The 26,487-nt window shown below is 71.5% G+C and carries 23 protein-coding genes; 5 read left to right on the top strand and 18 right to left on the bottom strand.

Annotation, left to right across the window (positions count from 1 at the left end; all coding sequences use genetic code 11):
* Positions 1–270: 270 nt before the first annotated feature.
* Entirely contained in the window at positions 271–1,191 is a 921-nt protein-coding gene (dapA, locus tag HZZ10_RS06840; protein WP_179912939.1) for a 4-hydroxy-tetrahydrodipicolinate synthase, read from the bottom strand.
* 152 nt (positions 1,192–1,343) lie between these two features.
* Between dapA and HZZ10_RS06835 the strand changes: the two genes are divergently transcribed.
* Positions 1,344–2,117 carry a polysaccharide deacetylase family protein gene (locus HZZ10_RS06835; RefSeq protein WP_179912938.1) on the top strand — a complete coding sequence of 258 codons (774 nt, stop codon included), beginning with the start codon at positions 1,344–1,346 and terminating at the stop codon, positions 2,115–2,117.
* Positions 2,118–2,132: 15 nt separating this feature from the next.
* Here HZZ10_RS06835 and HZZ10_RS06830 read toward each other — a convergent pair whose 3' ends face one another.
* Both HZZ10_RS06830 and HZZ10_RS06825 read right to left on the bottom strand, forming a co-directional pair.
* The gene (locus HZZ10_RS06830; protein WP_179912937.1) at positions 2,133–2,672 is read right to left on the bottom strand and encodes a dihydrofolate reductase; all 540 of its coding nucleotides are present in this window, start codon (positions 2,670–2,672) and stop codon (positions 2,133–2,135) included.
* The gene (locus HZZ10_RS06825; RefSeq protein ID WP_179912936.1) at positions 2,669–3,499 is read right to left on the bottom strand and encodes a thymidylate synthase; all 831 of its coding nucleotides are present in this window, start codon (positions 3,497–3,499) and stop codon (positions 2,669–2,671) included. Before HZZ10_RS06825 ends, HZZ10_RS06830 begins: the two co-directional genes overlap by 4 nt.
* Positions 3,500–3,625: 126 nt before the next feature.
* Between HZZ10_RS06825 and HZZ10_RS06820 the strand changes: the two genes are divergently transcribed.
* Together HZZ10_RS06820 and HZZ10_RS06815 are read left to right on the top strand one after the other, a co-directional pair.
* Positions 3,626–5,098, top strand: a complete 1,473-nt coding sequence (locus tag HZZ10_RS06820; protein ID WP_179912935.1) for an NAD-dependent succinate-semialdehyde dehydrogenase — start codon at positions 3,626–3,628, stop codon at positions 5,096–5,098.
* Between the two features lie 58 nt (positions 5,099–5,156).
* Positions 5,157–5,672 (top strand): GNAT family N-acetyltransferase, encoded by a 516-nt coding sequence (locus tag HZZ10_RS06815; protein ID WP_179912934.1) that lies wholly within the window; start codon positions 5,157–5,159, stop codon positions 5,670–5,672.
* Positions 5,673–5,749: 77 nt separating this feature from the next.
* Here HZZ10_RS06815 and HZZ10_RS06810 read toward each other — a convergent pair whose 3' ends face one another.
* Both HZZ10_RS06810 and dapB read right to left on the bottom strand, forming a co-directional pair.
* Complete coding sequence (locus HZZ10_RS06810; RefSeq protein WP_056130073.1) at positions 5,750–6,208, bottom strand: hypothetical protein; 459 nt, start codon at positions 6,206–6,208, stop codon at positions 5,750–5,752.
* Positions 6,205–6,978 (bottom strand): 4-hydroxy-tetrahydrodipicolinate reductase, encoded by a 774-nt coding sequence (dapB, locus tag HZZ10_RS06805; RefSeq protein ID WP_308507514.1) that lies wholly within the window; start codon positions 6,976–6,978, stop codon positions 6,205–6,207. Before dapB ends, HZZ10_RS06810 begins: the two co-directional genes overlap by 4 nt.
* Positions 6,979–7,150: 172 nt before the next feature.
* Here dapB and HZZ10_RS06800 point away from each other — a divergent pair, with 172 nt between their 5' ends.
* Entirely contained in the window at positions 7,151–8,263 is a 1,113-nt protein-coding gene (locus HZZ10_RS06800; protein ID WP_179912933.1) for a hypothetical protein, read from the top strand.
* Between the two features lie 108 nt (positions 8,264–8,371).
* Here HZZ10_RS06800 and HZZ10_RS06795 read toward each other — a convergent pair whose 3' ends face one another.
* The 12 genes from HZZ10_RS06795 to rimP all read right to left on the bottom strand — a co-directional run bounded on the left by HZZ10_RS06795 (position 8,372) and on the right by rimP (position 22,998).
* On the bottom strand, positions 8,372–9,697 hold the full coding sequence (locus HZZ10_RS06795; protein ID WP_179912932.1) for a M16 family metallopeptidase: 1,326 nt from the start codon (positions 9,695–9,697) through the stop codon (positions 8,372–8,374).
* A 1-nt stretch (position 9,698) separates the two neighbouring features.
* Complete coding sequence (locus tag HZZ10_RS06790; protein WP_179912931.1) at positions 9,699–11,912, bottom strand: polyribonucleotide nucleotidyltransferase; 2,214 nt, start codon at positions 11,910–11,912, stop codon at positions 9,699–9,701.
* A 221-nt stretch (positions 11,913–12,133) separates the two neighbouring features.
* Complete coding sequence (gene rpsO / locus HZZ10_RS06785; RefSeq protein WP_056130060.1) at positions 12,134–12,403, bottom strand: 30S ribosomal protein S15; 270 nt, start codon at positions 12,401–12,403, stop codon at positions 12,134–12,136.
* Between the two features lie 226 nt (positions 12,404–12,629).
* On the bottom strand, positions 12,630–14,207 hold the full coding sequence (locus tag HZZ10_RS06780; RefSeq protein WP_179912930.1) for a DUF6297 family protein: 1,578 nt from the start codon (positions 14,205–14,207) through the stop codon (positions 12,630–12,632).
* Between the two features lies 1 nt (position 14,208).
* Positions 14,209–14,898: an ABC transporter ATP-binding protein gene (locus tag HZZ10_RS06775; RefSeq protein ID WP_308507513.1), complete on the bottom strand. Its 690-nt coding sequence runs from the start codon at positions 14,896–14,898 to the stop codon at positions 14,209–14,211.
* A 36-nt stretch (positions 14,899–14,934) separates the two neighbouring features.
* A complete protein-coding gene (locus HZZ10_RS06770) occupies positions 14,935–15,945 on the bottom strand; it encodes a bifunctional riboflavin kinase/FAD synthetase (RefSeq protein WP_056130055.1) in 1,011 nt (336 codons plus the stop codon).
* Positions 15,946–16,102: 157 nt separating this feature from the next.
* A complete protein-coding gene (gene truB, locus HZZ10_RS06765) occupies positions 16,103–17,197 on the bottom strand; it encodes a tRNA pseudouridine(55) synthase TruB (RefSeq protein WP_179912928.1) in 1,095 nt (364 codons plus the stop codon).
* Positions 17,198–17,404: 207 nt separating this feature from the next.
* The gene (gene rbfA, locus HZZ10_RS06760) at positions 17,405–17,863 is read right to left on the bottom strand and encodes a 30S ribosome-binding factor RbfA (protein WP_179912927.1); all 459 of its coding nucleotides are present in this window, start codon (positions 17,861–17,863) and stop codon (positions 17,405–17,407) included.
* A gap of 121 nt (positions 17,864–17,984) precedes the next feature.
* A complete protein-coding gene (gene infB / locus HZZ10_RS06755) occupies positions 17,985–20,858 on the bottom strand; it encodes a translation initiation factor IF-2 (RefSeq protein WP_056130048.1) in 2,874 nt (957 codons plus the stop codon).
* 56 nt (positions 20,859–20,914) lie between these two features.
* A complete protein-coding gene (locus tag HZZ10_RS06750; RefSeq protein ID WP_268793411.1) occupies positions 20,915–21,247 on the bottom strand; it encodes a YlxR family protein in 333 nt (110 codons plus the stop codon).
* 121 nt (positions 21,248–21,368) lie between these two features.
* Positions 21,369–22,451, bottom strand: a complete 1,083-nt coding sequence (nusA, locus tag HZZ10_RS06745) for a transcription termination factor NusA (protein ID WP_179912926.1) — start codon at positions 22,449–22,451, stop codon at positions 21,369–21,371.
* A gap of 1 nt (position 22,452) precedes the next feature.
* A complete protein-coding gene (gene rimP, locus HZZ10_RS06740) occupies positions 22,453–22,998 on the bottom strand; it encodes a ribosome maturation factor RimP (protein ID WP_056130044.1) in 546 nt (181 codons plus the stop codon).
* 211 nt (positions 22,999–23,209) lie between these two features.
* On the opposite strand from rimP, the gene HZZ10_RS06735 reads away from it, so the two are divergent.
* Positions 23,210–24,472: a ferritin-like domain-containing protein gene (locus HZZ10_RS06735; protein ID WP_179912925.1), complete on the top strand. Its 1,263-nt coding sequence runs from the start codon at positions 23,210–23,212 to the stop codon at positions 24,470–24,472.
* A 228-nt stretch (positions 24,473–24,700) separates the two neighbouring features.
* On the opposite strand, the gene HZZ10_RS06730 is transcribed toward HZZ10_RS06735, so the two are convergent.
* On the bottom strand, positions 24,701–26,476 hold the full coding sequence (locus HZZ10_RS06730; protein ID WP_179912924.1) for a proline--tRNA ligase: 1,776 nt from the start codon (positions 26,474–26,476) through the stop codon (positions 24,701–24,703).
* Between the last annotated feature and the right edge of the window lie 11 nt (positions 26,477–26,487).

The raw sequence follows: 26,487 nt of genomic DNA, 5'->3' as shown, positions 1-26,487 counted from the left end.
GGCAGGGGGCCAACCCGGAGGGGGGTTGAAGCGTGAGGTCATGGGGGGTCCTCCCAGGTGGTGGAGCTCGGCATGCTTCGCGGAATCGCTGTCAGGGTATACGCGCGACAGCGCCGCGTCAGGTCAGCGGGGAGAGGTCCCCACCTCCCGCGACGACAACGCGTCGAACATCACCCGCAGAGGAGACCCCTGTGGCGGTGAACGCGCACCCCGTTCGGCTCGTCACCTGACCGGCCGCAGGGACAGGGCGACCCCTCTGTCAGACGCCGTCTACAGCGAGGCAGAGCCGTCGAGCAGCCCGACGGCGCGCAGCGCAGCGCGCACGGCCTCAGCCTCGGCCTGCGTCGCCCCGACCTGCGGGAGCCTGAGGTGCCCGTCAGGGATGAGACCGAGGTCGACGAGCGCCGACTTGATCATCACCACGCCGAAGCCGCCACCCATCACTGCGTCGATGACCGGCACGATGCCGACGAACAGCGACGTGGCCCGTGCGTGGTCCCCCGCCTGGAAGGCCTGCCCGATCTCGACGAGCTCGCGACCCACGACGTGCCCCACGACGCTCACGAGACCCACGGCACCGTGGGCCAGGAAGGGCAGATAGAGGGCGTCGTCGCCGCTGTACCAGGCGAGACCCGTGCGGGCGATGTTCTGCGCGGCGGCGTAGACGTCACCGGTCGCGTCCTTCACGGCCACGATCTTGTCGTGCCCCGCGAGCCGCTCGTAGGTCTCGGAGGTGAGGCGCACACCCGAGCGGCCCGGGATGTCGTAGACCATGACGGGCAGGTCGGTCGAGTCGGCGATCGCCGTGGTGTGCTGGACGATGCCCCCCTGCGAGGGGCGGGAGTAGTAGGGCGAGACGACGAGCAGCCCGTGCGCGCCGGCGGCCGCCGACTGCTCGGCCATGCGGATCGAGTGGTCGGTGTCGTTCGAGCCGGCCCCCGCGACGATCACGGCGCGGTCTCCGACGGCGTCGACGACGGCGCGGACCAGGTCGGCCTTCTCGGGGGCATGGGTCGTCGGGGACTCCCCCGTCGTCCCGTTGAGCACCAGACCGTCGTGCCCACCGTCGACCAGGTGCGCCGCGAGAGCGACGGCGGCGTCGAGGTCGACAGCACCGTCGGGGCTGAAGGGGGTCACCATCGCGGTGAGCATCGTGCCGAAGGGACGGGTGCTGGAGGTCGGGAGCGCCATGGTCATAACCTACCCGTCGCGGCCCCCAGGACGGGACCCGGAGACCCGCTGCTCGCAGCTACGCCGAGGGTCCTCGCTGGTCCGGTAGGGTCTTGGCGCGCGGCCGAGGGGCCGCAGCACGTCCAGCAGGGGGCCACCGTATGAGCACGACCATGTCCAGACGCCGCATGATGGGCGCGTCCGCGCTGACGATGGTGGGGACCGTCGGCGCCGTCCTCACGGCCGAGGCCCTGACGGGGATCGCCCCGCACCGCGGCCTGTCCCCCACCGACCGTGTCGCGCCGCGCCCCCAAGACTCGACGGTCGCGTGCCGCACCGAGGTCTTCTGGCGGGCCCACCCTGCCGAGAGGCTCGTCTCGCTCACCTTCGACGACGGACCCGACCCGCGCTGGACCCCGCAGGTCCTCGACGCGCTCGCCGCGCACGACGCCCGGGCGACGTTCTTCCAGATGGGCGACGCCGTCGTCGAGCACCCCGAGATCACCCGGGACGTCCACGACGCCGGTCACGAGATCGCCAGCCACGGGTCTGGGCACCTCGACCTCAGCACGATGAGCGTCGACGCGATCCGCGAGAACCTCGGCTCGACGCACGACGCGATCGCCACGACGACCGGGACCGCACCCACGCTCGTGCGGCCACCCTGGGGACGGATCGACGCACCGGGCCTGCTCGTCGCCTCAGAGCTCGGGTACGACGTGGCGCTGTGGTCGCACCACCTGCCGACCGAGAAGGCGGAGAAGGTGGTCGACACCGACGTCGCGACGGCGAGCCCGGGCATGGTCGTGCTCTGCCACGACGGCCGCGGGACCCCCGCCGACTCGTTGTACGTCGCGGTGCGCAGGCTGCTCGCCGAGCTGACCGACGAGGGCTACACCTTCGTCTCCGTGTCCGAGCTGCGCGCGGCGGAGCAGGTCCCAGCCTGAGGGAGGCCGGGGGCCTCAGCCGAGCGGCGCTGCCCGGCGGTGCTCGACGAACCTGAATCGGAGCCCTGTGCGGGACTGCGTCCAGCCGTCAGGACCGCTCTCGTCTCCGACGACAGGCTCGGGCACCCAGCCGTCACCGATCTCCGGCGCGTACGTGTCCCCGTCGACCTGCGTGTCGATCTCGGTCACCACGAGGAGGTCGGCGACAGCGAGCGCCTGCCTGTAGACCTCGCCGCCACCCATCACCCAGACCCGACCTGGCGAGCGGTCGGCCGCGACGGCGAGCGCCTCCTCGAGGGACCCGACGACCTCGGCCCCTTCGAGCGCGAGCCCTGGTGTGCGGGTGAGCACGATGTTGGTGCGGCCGGGCAGCGGGCGGAACCGGCTCGGGAGCGAGTCCCACGTGGCGCGCCCCATGACGACGGCCGACCCCGCGGTCGTCCGGCGGAAGTGTGCGCCGTCCTCGGGCAGGTGCCAGGGCATCGTCCCCCCGGCGCCGATGACCCCGCCGCGCGCCTGCGCCCAGACGAGGCCCACCTGCTGCGCCGGGCTCATACCGCGACCGGGGCCGAGATCGTCGGGTGGTGCTGATAGCCCTCGACGACCACGTCGTCGAAGGTGTAGTCGAAGAGCGACGACGCCTTGCGCAGGGCGAGGGTCGGGAAGGCGTAGGGGGTGCGGGTCAGCTGCTCGGTGACCTGCTCGACGTGGTTGTCGTAGACGTGGCAGTCCCCGCCGGTCCAGACGAAGTCGCCGACCTCGAGCCCTACCTGCTGGGCGACCATGTGCGTGAGGAGCGCGTAGCTCGCGACGTTGAAGGGCACCCCGAGGAACAGGTCGGCCGAGCGCTGGTACAGCTGGCACGAGAGCCTGCCGTCCGCGACGTAGAACTGGAAGAAGGCATGGCACGGCATGAGCGCCATCTCGTCGAGGTCTGCGACGTTCCAGGCCGAGACGATCATCCGCCGGGAGTCGGGGTTCGTGCGCAGCGTCTCGAGGACCTGGGAGACCTGGTCGACGTGCCGGCCGTCGGGTGTGGGCCACGAGCGCCACTGGACGCCGTAGACGGGGCCGAGCTCGCCGTCCTCGTCCGCCCACTCGTTCCAGATCCGCACGCCGTTGTCCTGGAGCCAGCGGACGTTGGAGTCGCCGCGCAAGAACCACAAGAGCTCGCCGACGATCGATCGCAGGTGGACGCGCTTGGTCGTCACGAGCGGGAAGCCCTCGGAGAGGTCGAAGCGCATCTGGTGCCCGAACACGCTGCGGGTCCCCGTCCCTGTGCGGTCTGCCTTGCGGGTCCCGTGCTCCATGACGTGGCGCAGCAGGTCTTCGTACTGCGTCGGGACGGCGGGCGGAGGGACCTGCAGAGGCGAAGACGTCATGGCGTCCAGTCTAGGCCCGGGCTGGTGGGTGACCTGGGGCACGTCCCTCCTGCGCAGCGGGGTGCAGACGACGTCTCCCCTGCGTCTCCTCGGGCGACCGTGGCGCCCCCGTGCCCATACTGAGGGATGAGCACCTCACCCCTGTCCCCCTCCGTCGCAGCCCACCTCCCCACGTCGATGCTCGTCGACGGCCGCTGGCAGCCCTCGAGCACCGGCGCGACCTTCGAGGTCTGGGACCCGGCGACCGAAGAGTCGCTCTTCGACGTGGCCGACGGCTCGCCCGACGACGGCCTGCGGGCCCTCGACGCCGCGCACGAGCACGCCGAGGTCTGGCGTCGCACGTCACCGCGGACCCGCTCCGACGTGCTCCGCGACGTGTTCGACGCCCTGACCCGCAACGCCGACGACGTCGCCGCGCTCATCACCGCCGAGTGCGGCAAGCCACTCGCCGAGTCGCGGGCCGAGGTCACCTACGGTGCAGAGTTCGTCAGGTGGTACTCCGAGCAGGCGGTCCGGGTCCCCGGCCTCGTGCGCACCTCCCCCGCCGGCGGTGGCACGCAGATGATCCACCGCCGGCCCGTCGGCCCGGCGCTCCTCATCACGCCCTGGAACTTCCCGCTGGCCATGCTCACCCGCAAGATCGCACCCGCGCTCGCCGCGGGCTGCACGGTCGTCGTCAAGCCTGCCCGGCTGACCCCTCTCACCACGCTCTACGTGGCCGAGCTCGTGCGCGCCGCGCTCGTGGCGCACGGGCTGCCGGGCGGTATCCTCAACGTCGTCCCGACGTCGTCCTCGCGGGACGTCACAGGTCCGCTGCTCGCCGACCCTCGCCTGCGCAAGCTCTCCTTCACTGGGTCGACCCCTGTCGGACGCTCGCTGCTCGAGAGCGCCGCGGGCGGCATCCTCAAGACGTCGATGGAGCTCGGCGGGAACGCCCCGTTCCTCGTCTTCGCCGACGCAGACCTTGACGCTGCGGTCGAGGGCGCGATGATCGCGAAGATGCGCAACTCCGGGCAGACCTGCGTCGCAGCCAACAGGTTCCTCGTGCAGGAGTCCGTGGCTGCCGAGTTCACGGACAGGCTCACCGCGGCCTTCGACGACCTGGTGGTCGGCCCCGGGAGCCGGGACGGCGTCACCGTCGGCCCGCTCATCGAGGCCGCAGCCGTGGAGTCTGTCGGCTCGGTCGTCCAGTCGGCGGTCGACGCCGGAGCCCGCGTGCGCACTGGCGGGTCTGCGCCCTCGGGGCGCGGGCACTTCTACCTGCCCACGGTCCTCGACCGTGTCCCCCGGGACCGCGCCGTCGTCACCGAGGAGACCTTCGGCCCCGTCGCCCCCGTCGTCACCTTCGGCTCGGACGACGACGGGATCGAGCTCGCGAACGGCACCGAGTACGGCCTGGTGGCCTATGCGTACACCCGTGACCTCGGCCGCGCCCTGCACCTGTCCGACTCGCTCGAGGCCGGGATGATCGGCATCAACCGTGGTCTGGTCTCCGACGCGAGCGCCCCCTTCGGAGGGCTCAAGCAGTCAGGGCTCGGCCGAGAGGGCGGGGAGGCAGGCCTCGACGAGTACCTCGAGACCGTCTACGTCGCGATGTGAGCACCTCGGGTCCGGGTCCGGGCGGTCGCTGACGAGACGCAGCCGGTAGGGTCGCGCCATGGCACTGTTCACCGAGTCCGCAGACGTCTCCGTCCGCCCGTCCCTGCCCGAGGACGCCGACCACGTCGTCCGCATCCAGGTCGAGGCCTGGCGGGCCGCGCACGGGAGCGCTCTCGGCGACGAGGCGCTCGCGGACCTGGACGTCGCCCAGATGCGAGAGCGCTGGGAGACGGCGATCACCTCGCCGCCCGGCCGGGACTTCGCTGTCCTCGTGGCCTGCGAGCGGGCTGACGTCGTCGGCTTCGTGGCGGTCGCGCCAGGTCAGGTCGTCGCGCTCGAGGTGCTGCCGACCGCCCAGCGCTCCGGGCACGGATCTCGGCTGCTGTCTGCTGCCGTGGACAGGCTCCGTGCCGACGGGGCCGAGGACCTGAGCACCTGGGTGCTCGAGGGCGACGCGGCGCGCGAGGCCTTCTTCGCAGGGGCTGGGCTGGCCGAGGACGGCCGGACCCGCGTCCTCGACGTGGCGGGGCGTCCCGTCGCAGAACGACGGTGGTCGGCGTCCCTCGACCGCTAGCCTGACGCGTCCCTCGCCTGTCCGCCGCCGCTGCGCCGAGCAGGGGGCGCGCGCACGCTCCGGCTCAGGGTCGCATGTCAGCGGGTGCGCTGCTCCGCGCGGAAGAACCCTGCCGCCGTGCGCAGCGACGACCTGGCGCGCTTACGGTCCCCCGAGGCGTCGTAGGCGAAGGCCAGCAGGTACCACGCACGCCAGCTCTCCGGCTCGGCCTCGACCCGCGCCCTGTACGCGCCGAACTGCTCGTCGGCCGCGGACCTGTCGATCCGGCCGCCCGGGGAGCGCGGGAGCGTGTCGACAGGCAGCTCGCCGTCCGCGGCGAGACGGTCCGCCATGCGCTGGACGACCACGCCGGTCCACCACTCGCGGGCCACGAGCGCGACCACGAGCACCGGGACCACGGCCACACCGAGGCCGAAGACCACCGCGACGGGCTCACCCGTCTGCACGAGGGCCACGACCCTGCCGAAGACCGCGACGACGTACAGGGCCAAGAGCGCCGTGACGGCGACGGCGCCGAGGAGCGGACGGATCTTCACGAGAGGTCGAGGACGTTCTCCAGGCCGACCGTGAGGCCGGGCCGGCTGACGACCTCGCGGATCGCGAGGAGCACGCCGGGCATGAAGGACTTCCTGTCGAAGGAGTCTTGGCGGATGACGAGCTGCTCCCCCTCGTTGCCGAGCAAGATCTCCTCGTGCGCGACGAGACCGCGCAGCCGGACGGCGTGCACGCGGACGCCGTCGACGTCGGCGCCACGCGCGTCGAAGCCTGTCTCGGTCGCGTCGGGGCTCGGCGCGACTCCGGCTTCCCGGCGTGCCGCGGCGATCGCGGCGGCGGTGTGCCGGGCGGTGCCGCTCGGCGCGTCGATCTTGTCCGGGTGGTGGAGCTCGACGACCTCGACCGACTCGAAGAACCTGGCGGCCTTCGCAGCGAAGGTCATGGCGAGCACAGCACTGAGCCCGAAGTTCGGGGCGATGAGCACCCCGACCTCGGACCCGTGGTCGGCCCGCGCAGCCAGCTGGTCGCTGATGCGCCCACGGCTCTCGTCGGTCCAGCCTGTCGTCCCGACGACGGCATGCACACCAGCATCGACGAGGGTGCGCACGTTGGCCTCGGTCACCGAGGGCACCGTGAAGTCGACCGCGACGTCGACGCCGTCGAGGTTCGCCGCCAGGTCGTCACCGGCGCGCACCTGCGCCACGAGCTCGAGGTCGGGTGCTGCGTCGACGGCGGCGCAGACCGCACGTCCCATGCGGCCGTCGGCGCCGAGCACCGCGACCCTGATCGTCTGAGAGGGCTGTCCAGTCACGGGCGTCAGCCTATAGGCCCTGGCTCAAGCCCGACGTCCCGGGTGTCGATGCTCCGGTGTGAGATCTCTCAGAAGTCTTCTGTGGTCCGCGTGCGCTGCGGCAGCCACTGTCTGCGCAGCAGCAGCGACGCAGTCGCTCGCCTCCTGGTCCGTGTTCTTCGCGGAGCCTGTCGTGGACACGCTCGTCCGCGCCGGGTCAGATGCTCTGCTCACCCCGTACACCGGATGGACGACCAGCACGTCGCTCGTCGTGACCGTGCTGTCGTGGGCCGTCTCGAACCGCGACGGCGCTCGATGGTGGTGGCCGAGCGCGACGGGTTCGGGGCTCCTCGCCGTCTGGACCGCGGCGGCATGGCTGGACGGGGTCCACAGCACCCGCGCCCTGCGCGACGGGCTGCCGTCGCAGACCTGGTTCGCCTGGCCCGGGGACGGCACCCCGCTCCACCAGGGAGACCTCATCGCCACACCCACGTGGTCGCTCGACCTGCTCTCCGCGACCGGACCTGCCATCGTCGCGGTTGCGCTCTGGGTCGGTCCTCTGCTGCTCCGCACCTTCGAGTCGCCTGCGTGGGCAGGTCGTCCCCGGGTGGGCCTGCGGGAACCGTCTCACGACCGTCGGCTCGGCGCGGACGCGATCGGAGTCCACCCTCGAGCCGTTCTCTCTGGCTCAGCCGTCGTCCCGACCGCTCAGTGGACGAGCACACCCTCTCCGCGCTCGGTCCTCGCCCGCGAGGTCGACCGGGCGACGCACGTGGCGGCTGCTGTCGTCGTGCTCCTCTGCGGTGGAGCGGTGCTGCTCCAGGCGGCAGGCGGGATCTTCTTCGTCTCCTCCTCCCTCGGAGCGACGGGGTGGCCTGTGCTCCTCGACCCCGGGTTCCTCGTGGTCGTCGGCACCCTGGTCGCTGCCTGGCTCCTCGGCTCACCCCCGGCGCTCTCGAGCGGCGTCTCGTCGGCCTGGAAGGGCGCGGTCGTAGTCCTCCTGCTCGCGGTCGCCGTCGCCTCTCTCCTGGTGCGCCTCGATGTCGACCTGCTCGTCCTGGTCGCCGGAGCGTGCGGGGTGCTCGTGGCCTCGACACGGACCATCGGCTCGGCGCGCGCGCTCCACCTCCTGGTAGGAGGCGACATCGGTTCAGCGGACCTCTGCGGAGACCAAGACCAGCACCTCGCCCTCGGAGACAGCCCCGCTGCCGGGCCGCTGATCAGCGAGACCGGCGTCGCGCACGTCGCTGCGCCAGACTCTGCAACCCCCACGACGAAGCCGCCGTCAGAGAGCGTCGCTCCCTGAGGAGCGAAGCTGCCTGACGGCGGCTTCGTCGTGCCGCTGGTGCTGCTGCTGCTGCTGTGCGGTGACGTGTCGTGACGTCGTCTCGGGCCAGAGGACGGGCCCCGAGAGTCAGTCCCCGAAGGGCCCCACGCGCACCGTGGACCGCGGTCGTGCCGCGAGGTCCTTGGCGAGAGCCTGGACGTCTTCGGCGGTCACGGTACGGATTCGCTCGAGCGACTCGGCGACGCTCAGCAGCTCCCCGGTGACGAGGTCTGCCTTGCCGAGCCTGCTCATGCGTGAGCCGGTGTCCTCGAGCCCGAGGACCAGACCGCCCGAGAGCTGCCCGATGCTCCGCGCGAGCTCGGAGGCGGTGATCCCGGAGTCGGCGAGCTTCTCGAGCTCGAGGACCATGAGCTCGCTCACCTCGTCGATCTTCGCGGGGGCGCATCCTGCGTAGAGACCGAAGGTCCCGATGCCGCCGTGCCCTGAGGCGAAGGAGTAGGTCGAGTACGCGAGGCCGCGCTTCTCACGGATCTCCTGGAAGAGCCGCGACGACATCCCGCCGCCGAGGACAGCGGAAAGCACCGACATGATGAACCGGCGGTCGTCGGTCGCGGAGATCCCTGTCGAGCCGATGATCACGTTGCCCTGCTCGACCGCCCGACGGACGGTGAGCTCGGTGCCGACCTCGCCGACTCCCGAGAGGTCGGCGCTGTCGCGCGGCGCACGCGGTGTCGCACCTGCAGCCAGGTCCCAGCCACCGTCGGTCAGCGCCTGCGACACCTGGTCGCAGAGCGCGTCGTGGTCGACGCCGCCAGCAGCCGAGACCACGAGGGTCTCGGGCCTGTAGTGCCACTGGTAGTGCTCCCACACGGCAGCACGCGGGACGGCGCGGATGGTGTCGGGGGTCCCACCGATCGGCCGACCGAGCGGGTGCCCGGCGAGCACTGCGGCGGCGAACTCTTCGTGGACGACGTCCGACGGGTCGTCGTCGTTCATGGCGAGCTCTTCGAGGATCACTCCGCGCTCGGTCTCGAGCTCGTCCTCGTCGAGGCGAGCCGAGGTGACCATGTCGGTGATGACGTCGACAGCCATCGGCAGGTCGGAGTCGAGGACCCGGGCGTAGTAGACCGTGTGCTCTTTGCCGGTGCCGGCGTTGGCCTCGCCGCCGACGGCGTCGAAGGCCTCGGCGATGTCCATCGCCGTGCGGCGCTGGGTCCCCTTGAACAGCAGGTGCTCGAGGAAGTGTGTCGAGCCGAAGTGGCCGCTCGTCTCGTCGCGCGAGCCGACGCCCACCCAGGCACCGATGGTGGCTGACCGCAGGCCCGGCATGTGCTCGGTGAGCACCCGGACCCCGCCGGGCAGGACAGAGCGACGGATCGTCGCCCCGTCCTGCCCGGCGGTCAGCTCGTTCGCCGGCGATCCGGCGGGGTCGAGCGGAAGGTTCCAGGGCACGTCAGGCGTCTGCCTGACCAGCCTCGGCCTCGGTCTCGTCGACCACGGCGTGGAGCGAGAGCTTCCCGCGCGGGTCGACCTCACCGATCTCGACCTGGACCTTCTGGCCGATGCTCAGCACGTCCTCGACGTTCTCGACGCGCTTGCCACCGACGAGCTTGCGGATCTGGCTGATGTGGAGCAGCCCGTCCTTGCCCGGCGAGAGCGAGATGAAGGCGCCGAAGGGAGCGATCTTGACGACAGTCCCGACGAAGCGCTCGCCGATCTCGGGCACGTGCGGGTTGGCGATCGCGTTGATCGCCGCGCGGGCGGCCTCTGCGGAGGGGCCGTCGGTGGCACCGATGTAGACGGTGCCGTCGTCCTCGATGGAGATGTCCGCGCCCGTCTCCTCCTGGATCTGGTTGATCATCTTGCCCTTCGGGCCGATGACCTCGCCGATCTTGTCCACGGGGACCTTGACCGCGATGACGCGAGGAGCGTGCGGGCTCATCTCGTCGGGCACGTCGATGGCCTCGGCGAGCACGTCGAGGATCGCGAAGCGCGCGTCGCGGGCCTGGGTCAGCGCACCGCCGAGGACCGAGGCGGGGATGCCGTCGAGCTTCGTGTCGAGCTGGATGGCCGTGACGAACTCACGGGTACCGGCGACCTTGAAGTCCATGTCGCCGAAGGCGTCCTCGGCTCCGAGGATGTCGGTCAGCGCCGCGTAGCGGGGCTGGCCGTCCACGGTGTCGGAGATGAGACCCATCGCGATGCCCGCGACGGCTGCGCGCAGCGGCACACCGGCGTTGAGCAGCGAGAGGGTCGAGGCGCAGACGGAACCCATCGAGGTGGACCCGTTGGAGCTGAGCGCCTCGGAGACCTGGCGGATCGCGTAGGGGAACTCTTCGCGGGTCGGCAGGACGGGGACGAGGGCGCGCTCGGCGAGTGCACCGTGCCCGATCTCACGACGCTTGGGGCTCCCCACACGGCCGGTCTCACCGGTCGAGTACGGCGGGAAGTTGTAGTTGTGCATGTAGCGCTTGCGCGTCTCCGGACCGAGCGAGTCGATCTGCTGCTCCATGCGGAGCATGTTGAGGGTGGTGATGCCCATGATCTGGGTCTCGCCACGCTCGAAGATCGCGGAACCGTGCACGCGGGGGACGACCTCGACCTCGGCCGAGAGCGTGCGGATGTCGGCGAGCCCACGACCGTCGATGCGGACACCGTCGGTGAGGACGCGCTGACGGATGAGCTTCTTGGTCACGGAGCGGACGGCTGCGGACAGCTCCTTCTCGCGACCCTCGAACTGGCCGGCGAGAGCGGTGAGCGCCTCGGCCTTGACCTCGTCGAGGCGGGCCTCGCGGTCCTGCTTGTCCGCGATGGTGAGCGCCTGACCGAGCGGCGTGGCGACCTGCGCCTCGATCGCGGCGTAGGCGTCGTCCTGGTAGTCCAGGAAGAGCGGGAACTCACGGACCGGCTTCGCAGCGCGGGCGGCGAGCGCGGCCTGGGCCTCGCAGAGCTGGCGGATGAAGACCTTCGAGGCCTCGAGGCCCTCGGCCACGACCTCTTCGGTCGGGGCGGCGACGCCCTCGTCCTTGATCAGGGTCCAGGAGTTGTCGGTGGCCTCGGCCTCGACCATCATGATCGCGACGTCGTCCCCGGCGACACGACCGGCGACGACCATGTCGAAGACGGCCTTCTCCTTGTCGGAGTACTTCGGGAAGGCGACCCACTGGCCGTCGACCAGAGCGATGCGGACAGCACCGACCGGGCCGGAGAACGGCAGGCCGGAGAGCTGGGTGGACAGCGACGCGACGTTGATCGCGAGGGTGTCGTAGGCGTCGTCCGGGTGAGCGGCGAGGACGGTCACGACGACCTGGACCTCGTTGCGCAGGCCCTTGACGAAGGTCGGGCGGAGCGGGCGGTCGATGAGACGGCACGTGAGGATGGCCTCGGTGCTGGGGCGTCCCTCGCGGCGGAAGAACGAGCCGGGGATGCGGCCCGCGGCGTACATGCGCTCTTCGACGTCGACCGTCAGCGGGAAGAAGTCGAACTGGTCCTTGGGGTGCTTGCCGACCGTGGTGGCCGACAGCAGCATCGTCTCGCCGTCGAGGTACGCGACTGCCGACCCGGCAGCCTGGCGGGCCAGGCGGCCCGTCTCGAAACGGACGGTGCGGGTGCCGAAGCGCCCGTTGTCGATGACTGCTTCTTCGAACTCGATCTCGGGACCCTCCACGGGTGCCCTCCTGTTCTGCGAGTGTCCGCGGCGCACACCGCACGGCGGTCTTCGATCGAGGCCTACGGACGTCTCGCGCGCGTGCGCGGGTCCGGGGGCCACTACCGAGGACCGGACGATGCGGTCGGAAGCGGACTGTGGGTGATGAGTGTGCAGCGATTCCTCAGTGATACCGAACTAGCCCGGCCCCAGAGAATGGGACCGGGCTAGAGATCACGCTATCAGCGACGGAGGCCGAGGCGCTCGATGAGGCTGCGGTAGCGGTTGATGTCGACCTTCTGGAGGTATCCGAGGAGGCGACGACGCTTTCCGACGAGGAGGAGCAGACCACGACGGCTGTGGTGGTCGTGCTTGTGCTCCTTGAGGTGGTCGGTGAGGTCGAGGATGCGCTGCGTGAGCATCGCGACCTGGACCTCGGGGGAACCGGTGTCGCCCTCGGTGGTGGCGTACTCGGTCATGATGCGCTGCTTCGTGGCGTTGTCGAGGGGCACGGCTCTCCTAGTGTGTTCTCGTTGCGCGGTGCTCCGGGGCATGTCCACCCGAGCTCTCTGGTTCCGCGGCCGATCTAACGGCTGTGCAAGTCTAGCAGGGCTCGGAGGGAGGGCCTGACAGCCCTCCCCCGCCTCCCCCGTGCGCCCCGCGCGACCTCCTGCGCGTGGATGCAGCCCTGTCGAGATGACCCGCCGAGAGCACCACGTACCGGGGACCCTGGACCGGTCATCCGTGGTCCGGCGCCGGCACCCACGAGGCGACGACCACGGCACCGACGGCCACGACAGCCTGCGCGACGACGAGTCCCCACGACGCAGCCCCCACGACGACCGCCACGGCGAGCGGCACGACGACGACCAGAGCGAGATCGGGTCCGCGCAGCGCCGACGACACCGCCCCCGTCGGCAGCGCGCCGGCCGGGGTCGCGAGCAGCGGGGCGGACCAGTCGGGTGGCCTGCGGTACGCACCACGGACGGCAGCAGCCCCGAAGCCCGCACCCGCGAGCACGGTCAGCAGCACCCACGGACCGAGCGGTGCACCCTCCCCGACGACAGCGGGCGCGAGGGCGGCGAGCAGCACCACGCCGGAGACCAGCGCAGGGAAGACCGTGCGCAGCATCCGGGTGGTCCGTGACCCGAGGGGCAGCATCGCGTCGAGCGCGGGTGACACGTCAGCCTCGCTGGCGCCGCGAGCACCGGTCTGCGCGGCGCGGAGCCCGACGACGGCCGTCACCACGACGAGCCCGGCCCCGTCCCGCAGGGCGGGGACCTGCTGCGCGACGACCGCCGAGCAGGCCAGGGCAGGTACCGCGAGCAGCAGACCCGGGGTGCGGGTCAGCGCGAGGGCCTCGGCGACGAGCAGGGCGGTGCGCGGCCCACGGACGACGCGCAGCCGCCGAGACGGTCGGCGGGTGCGTACGGCCCGGCCCCGACCGAGAGCGCGTGCCAGCTCGCGGGTGTCGAGGGAGAGCGTCGCGGCTCCGGCGTGCTGCGCGGTCCCAGCACGCTCGGCGAGCACCGACGCGCTCAGCCGACCGAGCGACCGTCGCCAGACGAGCACGACGACCAGCGCTGCGGCGGCGAGCACGACTGCGACGAGCCACAGACCCGAGGTCGGCGCCGGACCGGCGACGCCTCCGTCGTCCGACCCCGACCACGGGCCGCTGCCGACGAGGATCCACAGGACACCGAGCACGGGGACCAGGGCGACCACGCCATCAGCGGCACGCCGGGCGGACCCGGCGATCCCGTGAGCCTGCAGGACCCCGACCGCGGCGACGAGGAGCGCGCCGGCCCCCGCGCCGACCAGCGCGACGCCCCCGAGCGCAGCTCCCGTCACCGGGACGCCCGTGACACCGGCGACTGTCGTCGCCGCGACCGACGTGCCGACGGTCCAGGTCGCGAGAGTGCTCCACCAGCTGCCGACGAGCAGCCCGGACCTGTCGACCCCCGTGGGCACCCACCACCGCACACCGGCGTCCGAGACGCCGACGGGTCCGAGCCGCGCCGCCAGGCTGACCGAGAGCGCACCGACAACGGTCCAGAGCATCGCCCGGACGGCGTCGAGGGAGAGCACCATGTCAGGATCCTGCGCATCCGACGAGAGCGTCACGACGCCGCGCACGGCGTCGGCGATCCCGACGACCAGCCCGACGGTGACCGCGACGCACACGACCGCGTAGGCGACAGAGCTGAGAACCTCGACGGCGCCGCGGCCCGAGCGCGCAGCGGAGGCGCGAGCTGTGAGCCTGCGGATCTCTCGCCCGGTGAGCTGCTCCTCGGGGTCTGCCGTGAGGGTGCGCATCTCAGAGCCCGGCGGCGAGGAGGTCGGCCGCCTCACCCGGGGCGACCAACCGGCTCACGTCGTCTCCCACGAGCAGTGCCGGGCTCCCTGTCTCCCGGAGCAGCGTCTCGTCGTGCGTGGCGTAGAGGACGGCCCCGCCGCGGGCGGTCTCCTCACGCAGCAGGCCGGCGAGGTCTCGCCGCATCCGGACGTCCAGGCGCTGCTCGGGCTCGTCGAGGACGAGCAGCTCTCGCGGTCTGACGAACCCGGCTGCGAGCAGCAGGCGCCTGCGCTGCCCGGACGACAGCGCCTCGGGCACAGTGTCGGACTGGTGGGAGATCCCGAAGACCCCGAGCACCTCGTCGACCACGCGACCTGCCTCGGGGACCCCGAACCCGCGCGCCGTGAGCACCAGGTGCTCGCGCGTCGTCAGTCCGGGGAAGTAGGCGTCCGCGTCGAGGACCCCCGCCACTCCTGCCCGGAAGCGTCGGTCGCGCTCGTCGACAGCGCGGCCGAGCACCTCGACCTGCCCTGACACGGGCGCGAGCAGACCCAGGACCGTCCGCAGGACAGTGGACTTGCCGGACCCGTTGGACCCGATGACGGCGAGGCTCTGCCCGGGCTGCAGCGAGAGGTCGACGGGCGCGCAGACCTGGACGTCCCCGTAGCCGACGACCAGAGAGGTCGCCGCGACGACCGCTGGGCCCGCCACGCTCCCCTGCGGCTGGGTGCCCTCACCCGCCATCCTCTACAGCCCCGAGGCGCCAGGCTGGTCTGCGGCGTCGGCACCGTCCGCGGTCTGTCCGCGACGAGGCTCTGCGCCCAAGATGTCGCGCGCCTGCACGACGTCGGCGGCCATCTGCTCGACGAGCGCGTCGAGGGAGTCGAACTTCAGGGTCGGCCGGAGCCTCTCGACGAGCTCGACGAGGATCTCCTCGCCGTAGAGGTCGAGGTCTGTCCGGTCGAGCACGTAGGCCTCGACACGGCGCTGGAGCCCGTCGAAGGTCGGGTTGGTGCCGATCGACACGGCTGCGGGCAGCGGGGTCTGGTCGCCGGAGGACGGGCGGACGACCCAGCCGGCGTACACACCGTCGGCAGGGACGATGCCCTGCGCGTCCTGGCTCAGGTTGGCCGTCGGGTACCCGAGGTCCCGTCCGCGCGCGTCACCGTGCACGACCTCGCCGCGGAGCCTGTGCGGGCGCCCGAGCATCTGACCGGCGGCCCGGACGTCTCCGGCGAGCAAGAGCTCGCGCACGGCGCTCGAGGACCAGCGCGGCGCCGGGCCGTCGCCGACGTCGTCGATCACGTCGACGACGAAGCCGAGCCTCTCGCCGATCTCGACCATCGTGTCCAACGAACCAGAGTTGCCGAGCCCGAAGCGGACGTCACGGCCCACGGCCACGCAGACGGCTCCGAGAGCGTCGACGATGTAGCGCGACACGAACTCTTCGGGCGTCAGCCCGGCCAGCGACAGCGAGTACGGCAGGACGAGGACGGCGTCGATGCCGGTCTCCTCGAGCAGCAGCAGCCTGTCCTGGAGACCGGTGATGAGCGGTGGCGCCTCGTCAGGCCTGTGCACCTGGGCCGGGTGCGGGTCGAAGGTGATGGCCACGGAGATCGCGTCGAGCTCGGCGGCGCGCTGGACCAGACGGCCGAGGACCTGCACGTGCCCCGCGTGGACGCCGTCGAAGTTGCCGATCGTCACGACGGACGGTCCGACCCCTGCGGGGATCTGGTCCAGGTCGGTCCACAGCTGCACTGAAGGCTCCTCGGGCGATGTCCGGGTCAGGTCGCCTGAGCCGGTGACGGGCTGGTCGACGTGCGTGGCACGACTGGACAAGGGTGCCACGCCCGACGGGGCAGGACGCAATCCGGTGACGGTCCGGGGACCAGGTGGCGGTGCGCAGGGCGGTGTCCTAGGTGGTCGTGCCCTTCGAGGTCTCACCCTGGGAGGGCGCGAAGACGATCACCGGCTTGGCCTTCTCGTGGCCGCTGCGGGTCACGTCCTCGACGAGGGCTACGAGCTCGCCGGTGGGTGCGACCGCCGCGGTCGTCCCAGCGGTCCCCGAGGCCTCGAGCCACTGGCCGTAGGACAGCGCGACGACCTCTTCGGCCGTGAGGTCGCGGACCGGGAAGGTGGCGCGCGCTGCGTCGGCGAGCGGGATCGTCGCGAGGACCCCGTCCGCGTCCGTCTGCGACTCGAGCTCGTCGAAGGAGCGGGCTGCCTCGATGGTGTAGCCGCCGACGCGCGTACGTCGCAGCGCCGTGAGGTGCCCACCGCAGCCGAGGTCGGCGCCGAGGTCGCGCGCCAGCGCACGGATGTACGTGCCCGAGGAGCACACGACGGTCACGTCCACGTCCACCACGGTCACGCCGGTCCCCCCGACCGGCGCGTCCGCGCCGTCCACGAACTCCGAGGCGTCCGAGACCTCAGAGGCGCCCTGCCCCTGCGCGAGGTCCACCTCGACCTCGCGCAGCGCGTGGACCTCGAAGCGGCTGATCGTCACGGTCCGTGCGTCGAGCGTGACCTCTTCGCCCGACCGCACGAGAGCGTAGGCCCGCTTGCCGTCGACCTTGATCGCGCTCACCGAGCTGGGGACCTGCTGGATCTCCCCCGTGAGCCGCGCGACCCCCGCCGCGACAGACTCCGCCGTGACGCCTGCCGCGCCGGGCGTCGAGGTCGTCTCCCCCTCGGCGTCGTCCGTCGAGGTCGTCTGGCCGAGCCGGATGGTCGCCGTGTACTCCTTGTCCGCACCGACCACGTAGGTGAGCAGCCGGGTCGCACGGCCGATGCCGAGGACCAGGACGCCTGTCGCCATCGGGTCGAGGGTCCCGGCGTGACCGACCTTGCGGGTGCCGGCAAGACCGCGGGTCCGTGCCACGACGTCGTGGCTGGTCCAGCCGGCGGGCTTGTCGACCAGCACGAGGCCGTCAGGAGCCGTCGGGCGGCGAGGACGGGCAGGGCGGTCGGCGCGGGTGCGTCGCGCGCCAGGCGTGGGTTCTTCAGACATCGCGTCGTTCCTCTCGCGCGCCCCGGGCGGTCTCGCTCCGGGGTCGTGGCACCCGCGCAGGCCGGGGGCCGGCAGGTGGCGGGGCGTCTCACCGCACGACGGTGGCAGCCGGGCGGATCTCGTCCGCCCGGCTGCCAGCCACGTCGCCCGGTCTTCGCTGACCTCGGTCAGCGGCGGTCTCTGGGCGTCCCGCCCAGGGAGACCACGTCAGGCAGTCGGGGCGGGCGTGCTCTCGTCGTCGTCTTCGTCGTCCCCGTGCTTGTACGGGTCTTCGTCCCCCGCGTACGTCGCGTTGGCGCGCAGGGCGGCGAGCTCGGCGTCGCGGCGACGGGCCTCGAGGAGGGCCTCGCCGAACTTCTCGGCGATCTCGGGGACCGAGTCGAGGTGGAACTCGAGCGTGGGGGTCAGCCGGATCCCGGTCTGCTTGCCGACCTCGGAGCGGATCATGCCCTTGGCGCTCTCGAGGGCTGCGGCCGTGCCGGTCCGTGCCTCTTCGTCGCCCATGACTGTGTAGAACACCGCGGCGTTCTGGAGGTCACCGGTCACGCGGACGTCCGTCACCGTCACGAAGCCCAGACGCGGGTCCTTGATCCGGGTGTCGAGCATCTGGGCGACGATGACCTGGATGCGGTCGGCGAGCTTGCGTGCCCTGGGGTGGTCGACCATGACAGTTCCTTTCGTCCTGCAGCCGCGCGGGGCGCTGCATCGTGCACTGCTGGTGAGATGAAGATGCCGGTCCCGCCGCCGCACCACGAGGGCGCGACGGCGGGACCGGCAGGGTGAGGCCTTACGAGCGCGGCTTCTCGCGCATCTCGAAGGTCTCGATGACGTCGTCCACGCGCAGGTCGTTGAAGGACCCGAGGCCGATACCGCACTCATAGCCCTCGCGGACCTCGGTGGCGTCGTCCTTGAAGCGCTTGAGCGACTCGACCGAGAGGTTGTCCTCGACGACGGTCCCACCGCGGAGCACGCGCGCCTTGGTGTTGCGTCGGATCGTGCCGGAGCGGACGAGGCAACCCGCGATGTTCCCGAACTTGGAAGAACGGAAGATCTCGCGGACCTCGGCGGTGCCGAGCTGAGCCTCTTCGTACTCGGGCTTGAGCATGCCCTTGAGCGCTGCCTCGACGTCGTCGATCGCCTGGTAGATGACGGAGTAGAACTTGATGTCCACTCCCTCACGGTCGGCGAGCTCGGCCACGCGCTCACCGGTCTTCACGTTGAAGCCGATGATGACGGCGTTGTCGACCGTCGCGAGGTTGACGTCGTTCTGCGTGATCGCACCGACACCGCGGTGGATGACGCGCAGGTCGACCTCGTCACCGACGTCGATCTTGAGCAGAGCGTCCTCGAGCGCCTCGACGGCACCGGAGACGTCACCCTTGAGGACCAGGTTGAGGGTCTCGACCTTGCCCTGCTGGAGCGCCTGCGTGAAGTCCTCGAGGCTGATGCGCTTGCGACGCTTGGCCAGGAGGGCTGCACGCTCGGCTGCCTCACGCTTCTCGGCGATCTGACGAGCCGTGCGGTCGTCCGGAGCCACGAGGAACGTGTCACCGGCGCGGGGCACCGAGGTCAGACCGAGGACCATGACCGGACGTGCCGGCGTGGCTGCCTCGACGGGCACACCGTGCTCGTCGAACATCGCACGGACGCGGCCGTAGGCCGTACCGGCGACGATCGAGTCGCCGACGTGCAGGGTCCCCGACTGGACGAGGACCGTCGCGACGGCTCCACGACCCTTGTCGAGGTTGGCCTCGATCGCGACACCGCGTGCGTCCTTGTCCGGGTTGGCCCGGAGGTCGAGCGCAGCGTCGGCGGTGAGGATGACGGCGTCGAGCAGGTCGTCGATGTGCAGACCCTCGCGGGCAGACACGTTGACGAACATGGTGTCGCCGCCGTACTCCTCAGCCACGAGGTTGTACTCGGTGAGCTGCTGGCGGATCTTGTCGGGGTTGGCCGACTCCTTGTCGATCTTGTTGACCGCGACCACGATCGGCACACCGGCGGCCTGGGCGTGGTTGAGCGCCTCGACAGTCTGGGGCATGACGCCGTCGTCGGCTGCGACCACGAGGATCGCGATGTCGGTCACCTGGGCACCACGAGCACGCATGGCGGTGAACGCCTCGTGACCCGGGGTGTCGATGAAGGTGAGCGCGCGGTCGACGCCCTCGTGCTCGTGGTGGACCTGGTAGGCACCGATGTGCTGGGTGATGCCACCGGCCTCGCCCGAGACGACGTCCGTCTTGCGGATGGCGTCGAGGAGGCGGGTCTTACCGTGGTCGACGTGACCCATGACGGTCACGACGGGCGGACGAGCCTCGAGCTCGTCGTCGCCCTCGGCGTCCAGCTCGGCGTCGAGGTCGATGTCGAAGCCGCCGAGCAGCTCGCGGTCCTCTTCCTCGGCCGAGACCATCTCGATGACGTAGCCGAGCTCCGCGGCGAGGGACCCGAAGGTGTCCTCGTCGAGGGACTGCGTCGCCGTGGCCATCTCACCGAGGTGGAACAGCACGGTGACGAGGCTGGCCGGGTTGGCGTCGATCTTGTCGGCGAAGTCGTTGAGCGACGAGCCGTGACGCAGACGGACGACGGTGCTGCCGTTCCCGCGAGGGACCTGCACACCACCGAGCGACGGAGCCTGCATCTGCTCGAACTCTTGACGCTTCGCGCGCTTCGACTTCCGCCCACGGACGGGACGACCACCGGCGCGGCCGAAGGCACCCTGGGTGCTGCCGCGACCGGCACCACCGGGACGACCACCACCACCGGGACGACCTGCGAAGCCACCGGGTGCTCCACCCGGAGCGCCGCCGGGACCACCGGTGCCGCCACCGGGACGACCCTGGTAGCCACCACGGGCACCGCCCGGAGCGCCACCGGGACGGCCACCGCCGCCGCCGGCACGCTCGCCGGGACGACCCACGGCCGCGCTGCGGCCGGGCATCATGCCCGGGTTCGGTCGCGGTGCGCCGGGGCGAGGCGCGGGGGGACGAGGTCCGCCCGAGCGCTCACCGGTGTTCGCGGCCGGGGCCGACGGGTTGACGTTCTCCGTGCGCTCTGTGCGCTCGGGACGCTGTCCGGGCCGGGGCATGCCCTGGCTCGTCGCGAAGGGGTTGTTCCCCGGGCGCGGCGTGCCGGAACGCGGCTTGTCAGAGCGCGGCATCCCCTGGCTCGTCGCGAAGGGGTTGTTGCCGGGACGGGGCGTACCGGGACGCGGGGCGGGCGTGCCGCTCTGCGCCGCCGGGCGCGGGGTCTCCGACGGAGCCGGGGCGGCAGGCTTCTCAGCCGCTGCGGCGGGGGCTGCAGGCTTCTCGGCTGCCGGGGCAGCAGGAGCCGCCGGGGCGGGCGTCGGGGCCGGAGCCGGGACGGGTGCCGAGGGTGCTGCGGGCGCAGCAGCAGCGGGGGCCTGCTCGGCCGGTGCGCTCGGGGCGGGCGCGGCCGGAGCCGGCTTGCCGGGGCGCGGGCCGGACGGCTTGCTCGCCGCTGGCTTCGCTGCACCGTCCTGCTGCTGCGCCGGGAAGGCGTCGCGCAGCTTGCGAACCACGGGGGGTTCGATGGTCGATGACGCTGAACGGACGAACTCACCGAGCTCGGTGAGCTTCGTCATGATGGTCTTGCTCTCCACCCCGAGCTCTTTTGCGAGCTCGTAGACGCGGACCTTAGCCACAACTCTCCTGTCTTGGTCCACCCAAGGCAGGGAGGACCGTCGTTAGTGCTGGGAACTCATCGCTGAGTACTCATCGGGTGCCCATCGGCTTCTAACCCGCTTCCTTGTCGACGTGTCGTGCTCGCGGAGGACAGGGGCCCTGCCGCGATGGTCAAGCCGTTGATGGTGATGTCGTGCGGGACGCGAAGTGCACGCTGGAACGCCTTCCGGGCGATCGCTCGCTCGGCGCACCCGGCATCGTCGTGCAGCCAGGCACCGCGTCCAGGTCGTACCTGCCGGGGGTCTGCGACCACGCCAGGGCTGGCGCCGTCCTCGTCTCCTCGGCTCATCACGAACCGGATCATCTGCGACTGGGCATCTCGCTGCCGGCAACCGACGCACGTACGCACCGGTCCGACGGGCTCCGAACCGAGGTTCTGGGGCTCAGCAGACCGAGCAGGTACACGCGAGGAGGCCGGGCGGGGTGACCCAGACCTGTCCAGTCTAGCGTGCTGTCCCACGTCTGCTGACCTACCGGGCGTCCGGAGCCTGCGCCGGGGCCTCGTCTGCGCCGCCGCCGTCGGACCGGATGTCGATGCGCCAGCCCGTGAGCTTGGCGGCGAGACGGGCGTTCTGCCCCTCCTTGCCGATCGCGAGCGAGAGCTGGAAGTCCGGGACGATCACACGAGCAGCACGAGCGTCTGCGTCGACGACAGTCACCGAGATCACAGTCGCCGGCGACAGCGCGCTGGCCACGAAGGCCGCAGGGTCGTCGTTCCAGTCGACGATGTCGATCTTCTCGTCGTGGAGCTCGGCCATCACGGCGCGCACGCGCGAGCCCATCGGGCCGATGCACGCACCCTTGGCGTTGAGGCCGGAGACGCGGGCCCGCACGGCCATCTTGGTGCGGTGACCGGCCTCGCGGGCGATCGCGACGATCTCGACGGAGCCGTCGGCGACCTCGGGGACCTCCATCTCGAAGAGCTTGCGCACGAGGTTGGGGTGCGTGCGGCTCAGCGAGATCTGCGGGCCCTTCATGCCGCGCGACACGTCGAGGACGTAGGAGCGCAGACGCTCGCCGTGGACGTACTTCTCGGTCGGCACCTGCTCGTGCGCGCCGAGGATCGCCTCGGTCCCGCCGACGTCCACGAGGACGACGCGCGGGTCACGGCCCTGCTGGATGATGCCCGAGACGAGCTCGCCCTCCTTGTCGCGGAACTGCCCGAGCACCTGGTCGTCCTCGGCGTCGCGCAGGCGCTGCATGATCACCTGGCGGGCCGTCGAGGTCGCGATGCGGCCGAAGTCGGACGGTGTGTCGTCGAACTCGGGGCCGAGCGTGCGGACGATCCGCGTCGTGGGCTGAGCCTCGTCGCTGTCGTCGTCCTCGTCGAGGTCGTCGCGCGGCGCGACGGGCTCTTCGGTCTCGATGTCCTCACGCGCCCAGACGGTCACGTGACCTGACTTCCGGTCGATCTCGACCCGCGCGGTGCGCTGAGCGCCCGGGGTCCGCTGGTACGCCAGCGCCAGCGCCTGCTCGATCGCGGAGACCAGCACGTCGAGGCTGATCTCCCGCTCGCGCTCGAGGAGGCGCAGCGCGCTCATGTCGATGTCCATCTCAACCCTCACCATCTGTGCGGTCGGTGTCTTCCGAACCGTCGAAGTCTTCGAAGTCGCTCTCGTCGACGGCCGCTGCCCGCTTGAGCTCGACCTCGACCTGCCCGCTGCGCACGTCCGCGAACGGCACCTCGTGCGCGGCGCCGTCGGCGGCCTCGAACACGAGGACCTCGCCCTCGACGGCGGTGAGGCGCTCGGTGAACGACTCCCCCTCGACGAGGTCGACGGCGACGAGGCGGGTGCGTGCGCGCTTGAAGTGGCGCAGCTCGGTCAGCGGGCGGCTCGTGCCGGGGGACGTCACCTCGAGCGTGAACTTGCCGGGGAGCGCAGGAAGGGTGTCGAGCGTGTCGGAGATGACCCGCGAGACCTCGGCGACCTGGTCGAGCCCGAGGGCTCCGGTCTGGTCTTCCGTGAGGTCCAGGACCACCCTGACGACTGTGCGCGCGCCCGCGGGCGCGACCTGCACGTCTTCGAGGACGAGGCCTGCGCTCTCGACTCCTGGTCGGACCGCGTCCGCCACCTGCTCAGCGATCGGCGATGCTGCCATGTCTTCACTCCCTGTCGGCTCCACAGCCCACCAGGCATGGATCAGACCGGTGTGCTGTTGTTCTCAGGGCAAGCGTACCGAGTCCGTCGGCGGGTACCGGACGACGGCACCGGCTCGCGCGCCGACAGGCCCTCCCTGGCGGCGGACGGACGGCAGGACGGACGGCAGGGCAGACCGGTGGTCTGCGACGGTCGTGGCATCATCAGGGGCGATGAACACCGCCGCAGAGCCCCAGTCCTCGCCCGTCTGCGGCGCGCCGTCCGCGCACCGACGGCCGGCCCAGCCCCGCCCGGAGCGCCAGCGCCGCCAGACCCGCCAGGGGCGGTGGTCCGCAGCGACCGTGATGATCAGCACAGTCCTCGCGCTCGTCACGATCACGGGCTGCGGCATCCGCCTCGAGTCCGCGGCGCCGCAGGCGCTGGTCCCCGACTCCGACGAGATCTCCCGGCAGGCTGCGGTCGCCGATGCGCTCCTCGTCCAGGAGGAGGCCGGGGCGACGCTCACGACGGTCGAGCAGGGCTCCCCCGTCGCCGTGGTGCTCACCGACATCGAGCTGCTCGCCGGCGAGCACGTCGAGGCCCTGGGCGGGGAGTACGTGTCCGGTCTCGGCGACGAGCCGACCGACGCCGCCACGGCCGTGCCGCAGGACCCGACCGACGGGCAGACCGAGCTGCCCCCGGAGTCCGTGACCGACGACCAGGGCACGATCGACCCCTCGATCGCCGCGAGCCCTGCAGAGACCGACGGCACCGCCGGTACCGACGGCCCTGACGGCAACGACCCTGGATCCGGAGCGCCCGCCGACGGGAGCACGACAGAGCCCCCGTCCGTCGAGCGACTCGTGCTGCTGCTGACCCAGTCCGCCGACAGGTCGCGGGCCGCTCTCGGCACGCCGAAGGACCCGGCGCTCGCCAGGCTCTTCGCGTCGGTCGCGGCAGCCCACCTCGACCAGGCCCGCACTCTCGCAGCCACCGCCGGCATCGAGGTGCCCGCGACCGAGTCCTTCACCACCGTGATGCCCTCGGCGCTCCCGAAGAACCTCGCAGCGGCCGACCTCTCCACGCTCGTCCAGGCTGAGGACTCGGCGGGCTTCGCCTACGAGGCGATGGCCGCGCGGCTGACCGCGGACGACCGGGCGACCGCGCGCAGCCGTGCCGCTGTGCACCGTGCCCGGGCGCAGACCTGGGCCGAGCTCGCATCCCTCGACGCCACGGCCACAGACCCACGTGCTGTCGCCTACGACCTCCCCGATGCGGCCGACGGCAGCCCTGCCCTGACGAGCCGGGAGACCATGGCCGCGCTCGCCGCGACCATGGAGTCCTCGCTCGCCGACTCCTACGGGACCTTCGTGGGGCAGGTGGACGCCGAGGCACGGGCGTCGATGCTCGACCTCCTGGTGGACTCCCACACTGCCGCGAGGGCCTGGGGAGCACCTGCGGTCGCGTTCCCCGGGATGCCCGAGCTCGCAGGCTGAAGCGGCCGCAGGTCACCGGAGGGCACTCCGGTGCCACGCACGACAGGGAACGCGCTGCAAGGCCACGCACGAGAGCGAACGCACCTCAGTCCCGAGAGCGAAGGCACTTCGATCCACCCGCGAGAGCGGACGCACCGCGAGGACCACGCGCGAGAGGCCGGCCATGTCGTCACGACATGACCGGCCTCTCGTGTGCTCAGGCGTGTGGGAGCGGAGCCCTCCGACTGGTCAGAGCGCCTCGACCATCGCGATGATGCGCTCGGGCGCCTCGGCGACCGGCACGGAGACGGCCTCGCCGCCGACGCGCGGACGGACCTCGACGACACCGTCGGCCAGCCCGCGGCCCACGACCACGACGAGCGGGACACCCAAGAGCTCGGCGTCGGCGAACTTCACACCGGGCGACACCTTGGGACGATCGTCGTAGAGCACCTCGACACGCTGCGCGGACAGGGCCTGGGCGATGGTCTCGGCGGCCTCGAAGACCGCCGGGTCCTTGCCTGTCGCGACGACGTGCACGTGCGCCGGAGCCACGTGAGCGGGCCAGGCGAGGCCCTTCTCGTCGTGGTTCGCCTCGGCCAGCGCGGCGAGGGCGCGCGTGACGCCGATGCCGTAGGAGCCCATCGTCACGGTGACCTGCTTGCCGTTGACGTCGAGGACCTTGAGTCCGAGCGCGTCGGCGTACTTGCGGCCGAGCTGGAAGATGTGACCGATCTCGATGCCGCGGGCGAGCTCGAGCGGGCCCGAGCCGTCCGGTGCGGGGTCGCCAGCCTTGACCTCGGCGCACTCGATGGTGCCGTCGGCGACGAAGTCGCGCCCGGCGACGAGGTCGAAGACGTGCTTGCCCGGCTCGTTCGCCCCGGTGATCCAGCTCGAGCCCGTGACGACCCGCGGGTCGACGAGATAGCGGATCGCGGTGTCGTCGCCCGTGTGCGCGCGACCGAGGACCTGCGGGCCGATGTAGCCCTTGACGAGCACAGGGTTCTTGGCGAAGTCGCCGTCACCGGCGGGCTCGGCCTCGGCCGGGGCGAGCGCTGCCTCGAGACGCTTGAGGTCGACCTCGCGGTCGCCGGGGAGCCCGACGACGAGGAGCTCACGCGTCCCGTCCGGGTGGACGACAGAGAGCACCACGTTCTTCAGGGTGTCCGCGGCGGTCCACTCGCGACCGTCAGCACGCGGGTGCTCGGCGTTGGCGAGCGCGACGAGAGACTCGATGGTCGGGGTGTCAGGGGTCGCCTCGACGTGGGCCGCCGGGGCTCCGGTGGCGTCGATCTCGGCGGGGGCTGTCGTCGTGACGGCCTCGACGTTGGCTGCGTAGCCTCCGGGCGAGCGGACGAAGGTGTCTTCACCGATCGCTGTCGGGTGCAGGAACTCTTCGCTGCGCGAGCCGCCCATGGCGCCCGACGTGGCGGCGACGATGACGTACTCGAGACCCAGACGCGTGAAGATGCGCTCGTAGGCACCGCGCTGGGCGAGGTAGGACGCCTCGAGGCCCGCGTCGTCGATGTCGAAGGAGTACGCGTCCTTCATGACGAACTCGCGACCACGGATCAGACCCGCGCGGGGGCGAGCCTCGTCGCGGTACTTGGTCTGGACCTGGAACAGCGTGACCGGGAGGTCCTTGTACGAGGAGTACAGGTCCTTGACGAGGAGCGTGAACATCTCCTCGTGGGTGGGGGCCAGCAGGTAGTCGTTGTCGCGACGATCCTTGAGACGGAAGAGGTTGGGTCCGTACTCGGTCCAGCGGTTCGTCGCCTCGTAGGGCTCGCGCGGCAGCAGCGCCGGGAAGTGCACCTCCTGGGCGCCGACGGCCTGCATCTCCTCACGGACCACGGCCTCGACCTTCGCCAGGACGCGCAGCCCGAGCGGCAGCCAGGTGTAGATGCCTGGCGCGGCACGGCGGATGTAGCCAGCGCGCACGAGCAGGCGGTGGCTGGCGACCTCGGCGTCAGCCGGGTCCTCACGGAGGGTACGGACGAACAGGTTCGACAGGCGGAGCAGCATGCCACGAGCCT

Origin of the sequence: Sanguibacter inulinus (assembly GCF_013415325.1) — a bacterium.
GTDB lineage: Bacteria > Actinomycetota > Actinomycetes > Actinomycetales > Cellulomonadaceae > Sanguibacter > Sanguibacter inulinus.
The sequence above is the reverse complement of the archived record's forward strand: the minus strand, read 5'-3'. Positions and strand labels throughout refer to the sequence as shown.

Bases quoted from the DNA above. Each gene is read 5' to 3' on its own strand.
- rbfA (WP_179912927.1), bottom strand. From the start codon at position 17,863: ATGGTCGACCACCCCAGGGCACGCAAGCTCGCCGACCGCATCCAGGTC.
- nusA (WP_179912926.1), bottom strand. From the start codon at position 22,451: ATGGACATCGACATGAGCGCGCTGCGCCTCCTCGAGCGCGAGCGGGAG.
- HZZ10_RS06835 (WP_179912938.1), top strand. From the start codon at position 1,344: ATGTCCAGACGCCGCATGATGGGCGCGTCCGCGCTGACGATGGTGGGG.
- dapA (WP_179912939.1), bottom strand. From the start codon at position 1,191: ATGGCGCTCCCGACCTCCAGCACCCGTCCCTTCGGCACGATGCTCACC.
- HZZ10_RS06825 (WP_179912936.1), bottom strand. From the start codon at position 3,499: ATGACGTCTTCGCCTCTGCAGGTCCCTCCGCCCGCCGTCCCGACGCAG.
- rimP (WP_056130044.1), bottom strand. From the start codon at position 22,998: ATGGCAGCATCGCCGATCGCTGAGCAGGTGGCGGACGCGGTCCGACCA.
- HZZ10_RS06830 (WP_179912937.1), bottom strand. From the start codon at position 2,672: ATGAGCCCGGCGCAGCAGGTGGGCCTCGTCTGGGCGCAGGCGCGCGGC.
- HZZ10_RS06815 (WP_179912934.1), top strand. From the start codon at position 5,157: ATGGCACTGTTCACCGAGTCCGCAGACGTCTCCGTCCGCCCGTCCCTG.
- HZZ10_RS06730 (WP_179912924.1), bottom strand. From the start codon at position 26,476: ATGCTGCTCCGCCTGTCGAACCTGTTCGTCCGTACCCTCCGTGAGGAC.
- truB (WP_179912928.1), bottom strand. From the start codon at position 17,197: ATGTCTGAAGAACCCACGCCTGGCGCGCGACGCACCCGCGCCGACCGC.
- HZZ10_RS06820 (WP_179912935.1), top strand. From the start codon at position 3,626: ATGAGCACCTCACCCCTGTCCCCCTCCGTCGCAGCCCACCTCCCCACG.
- HZZ10_RS06735 (WP_179912925.1), top strand. From the start codon at position 23,210: ATGAACACCGCCGCAGAGCCCCAGTCCTCGCCCGTCTGCGGCGCGCCG.
- HZZ10_RS06780 (WP_179912930.1), bottom strand. From the start codon at position 14,207: ATGCGCACCCTCACGGCAGACCCCGAGGAGCAGCTCACCGGGCGAGAG.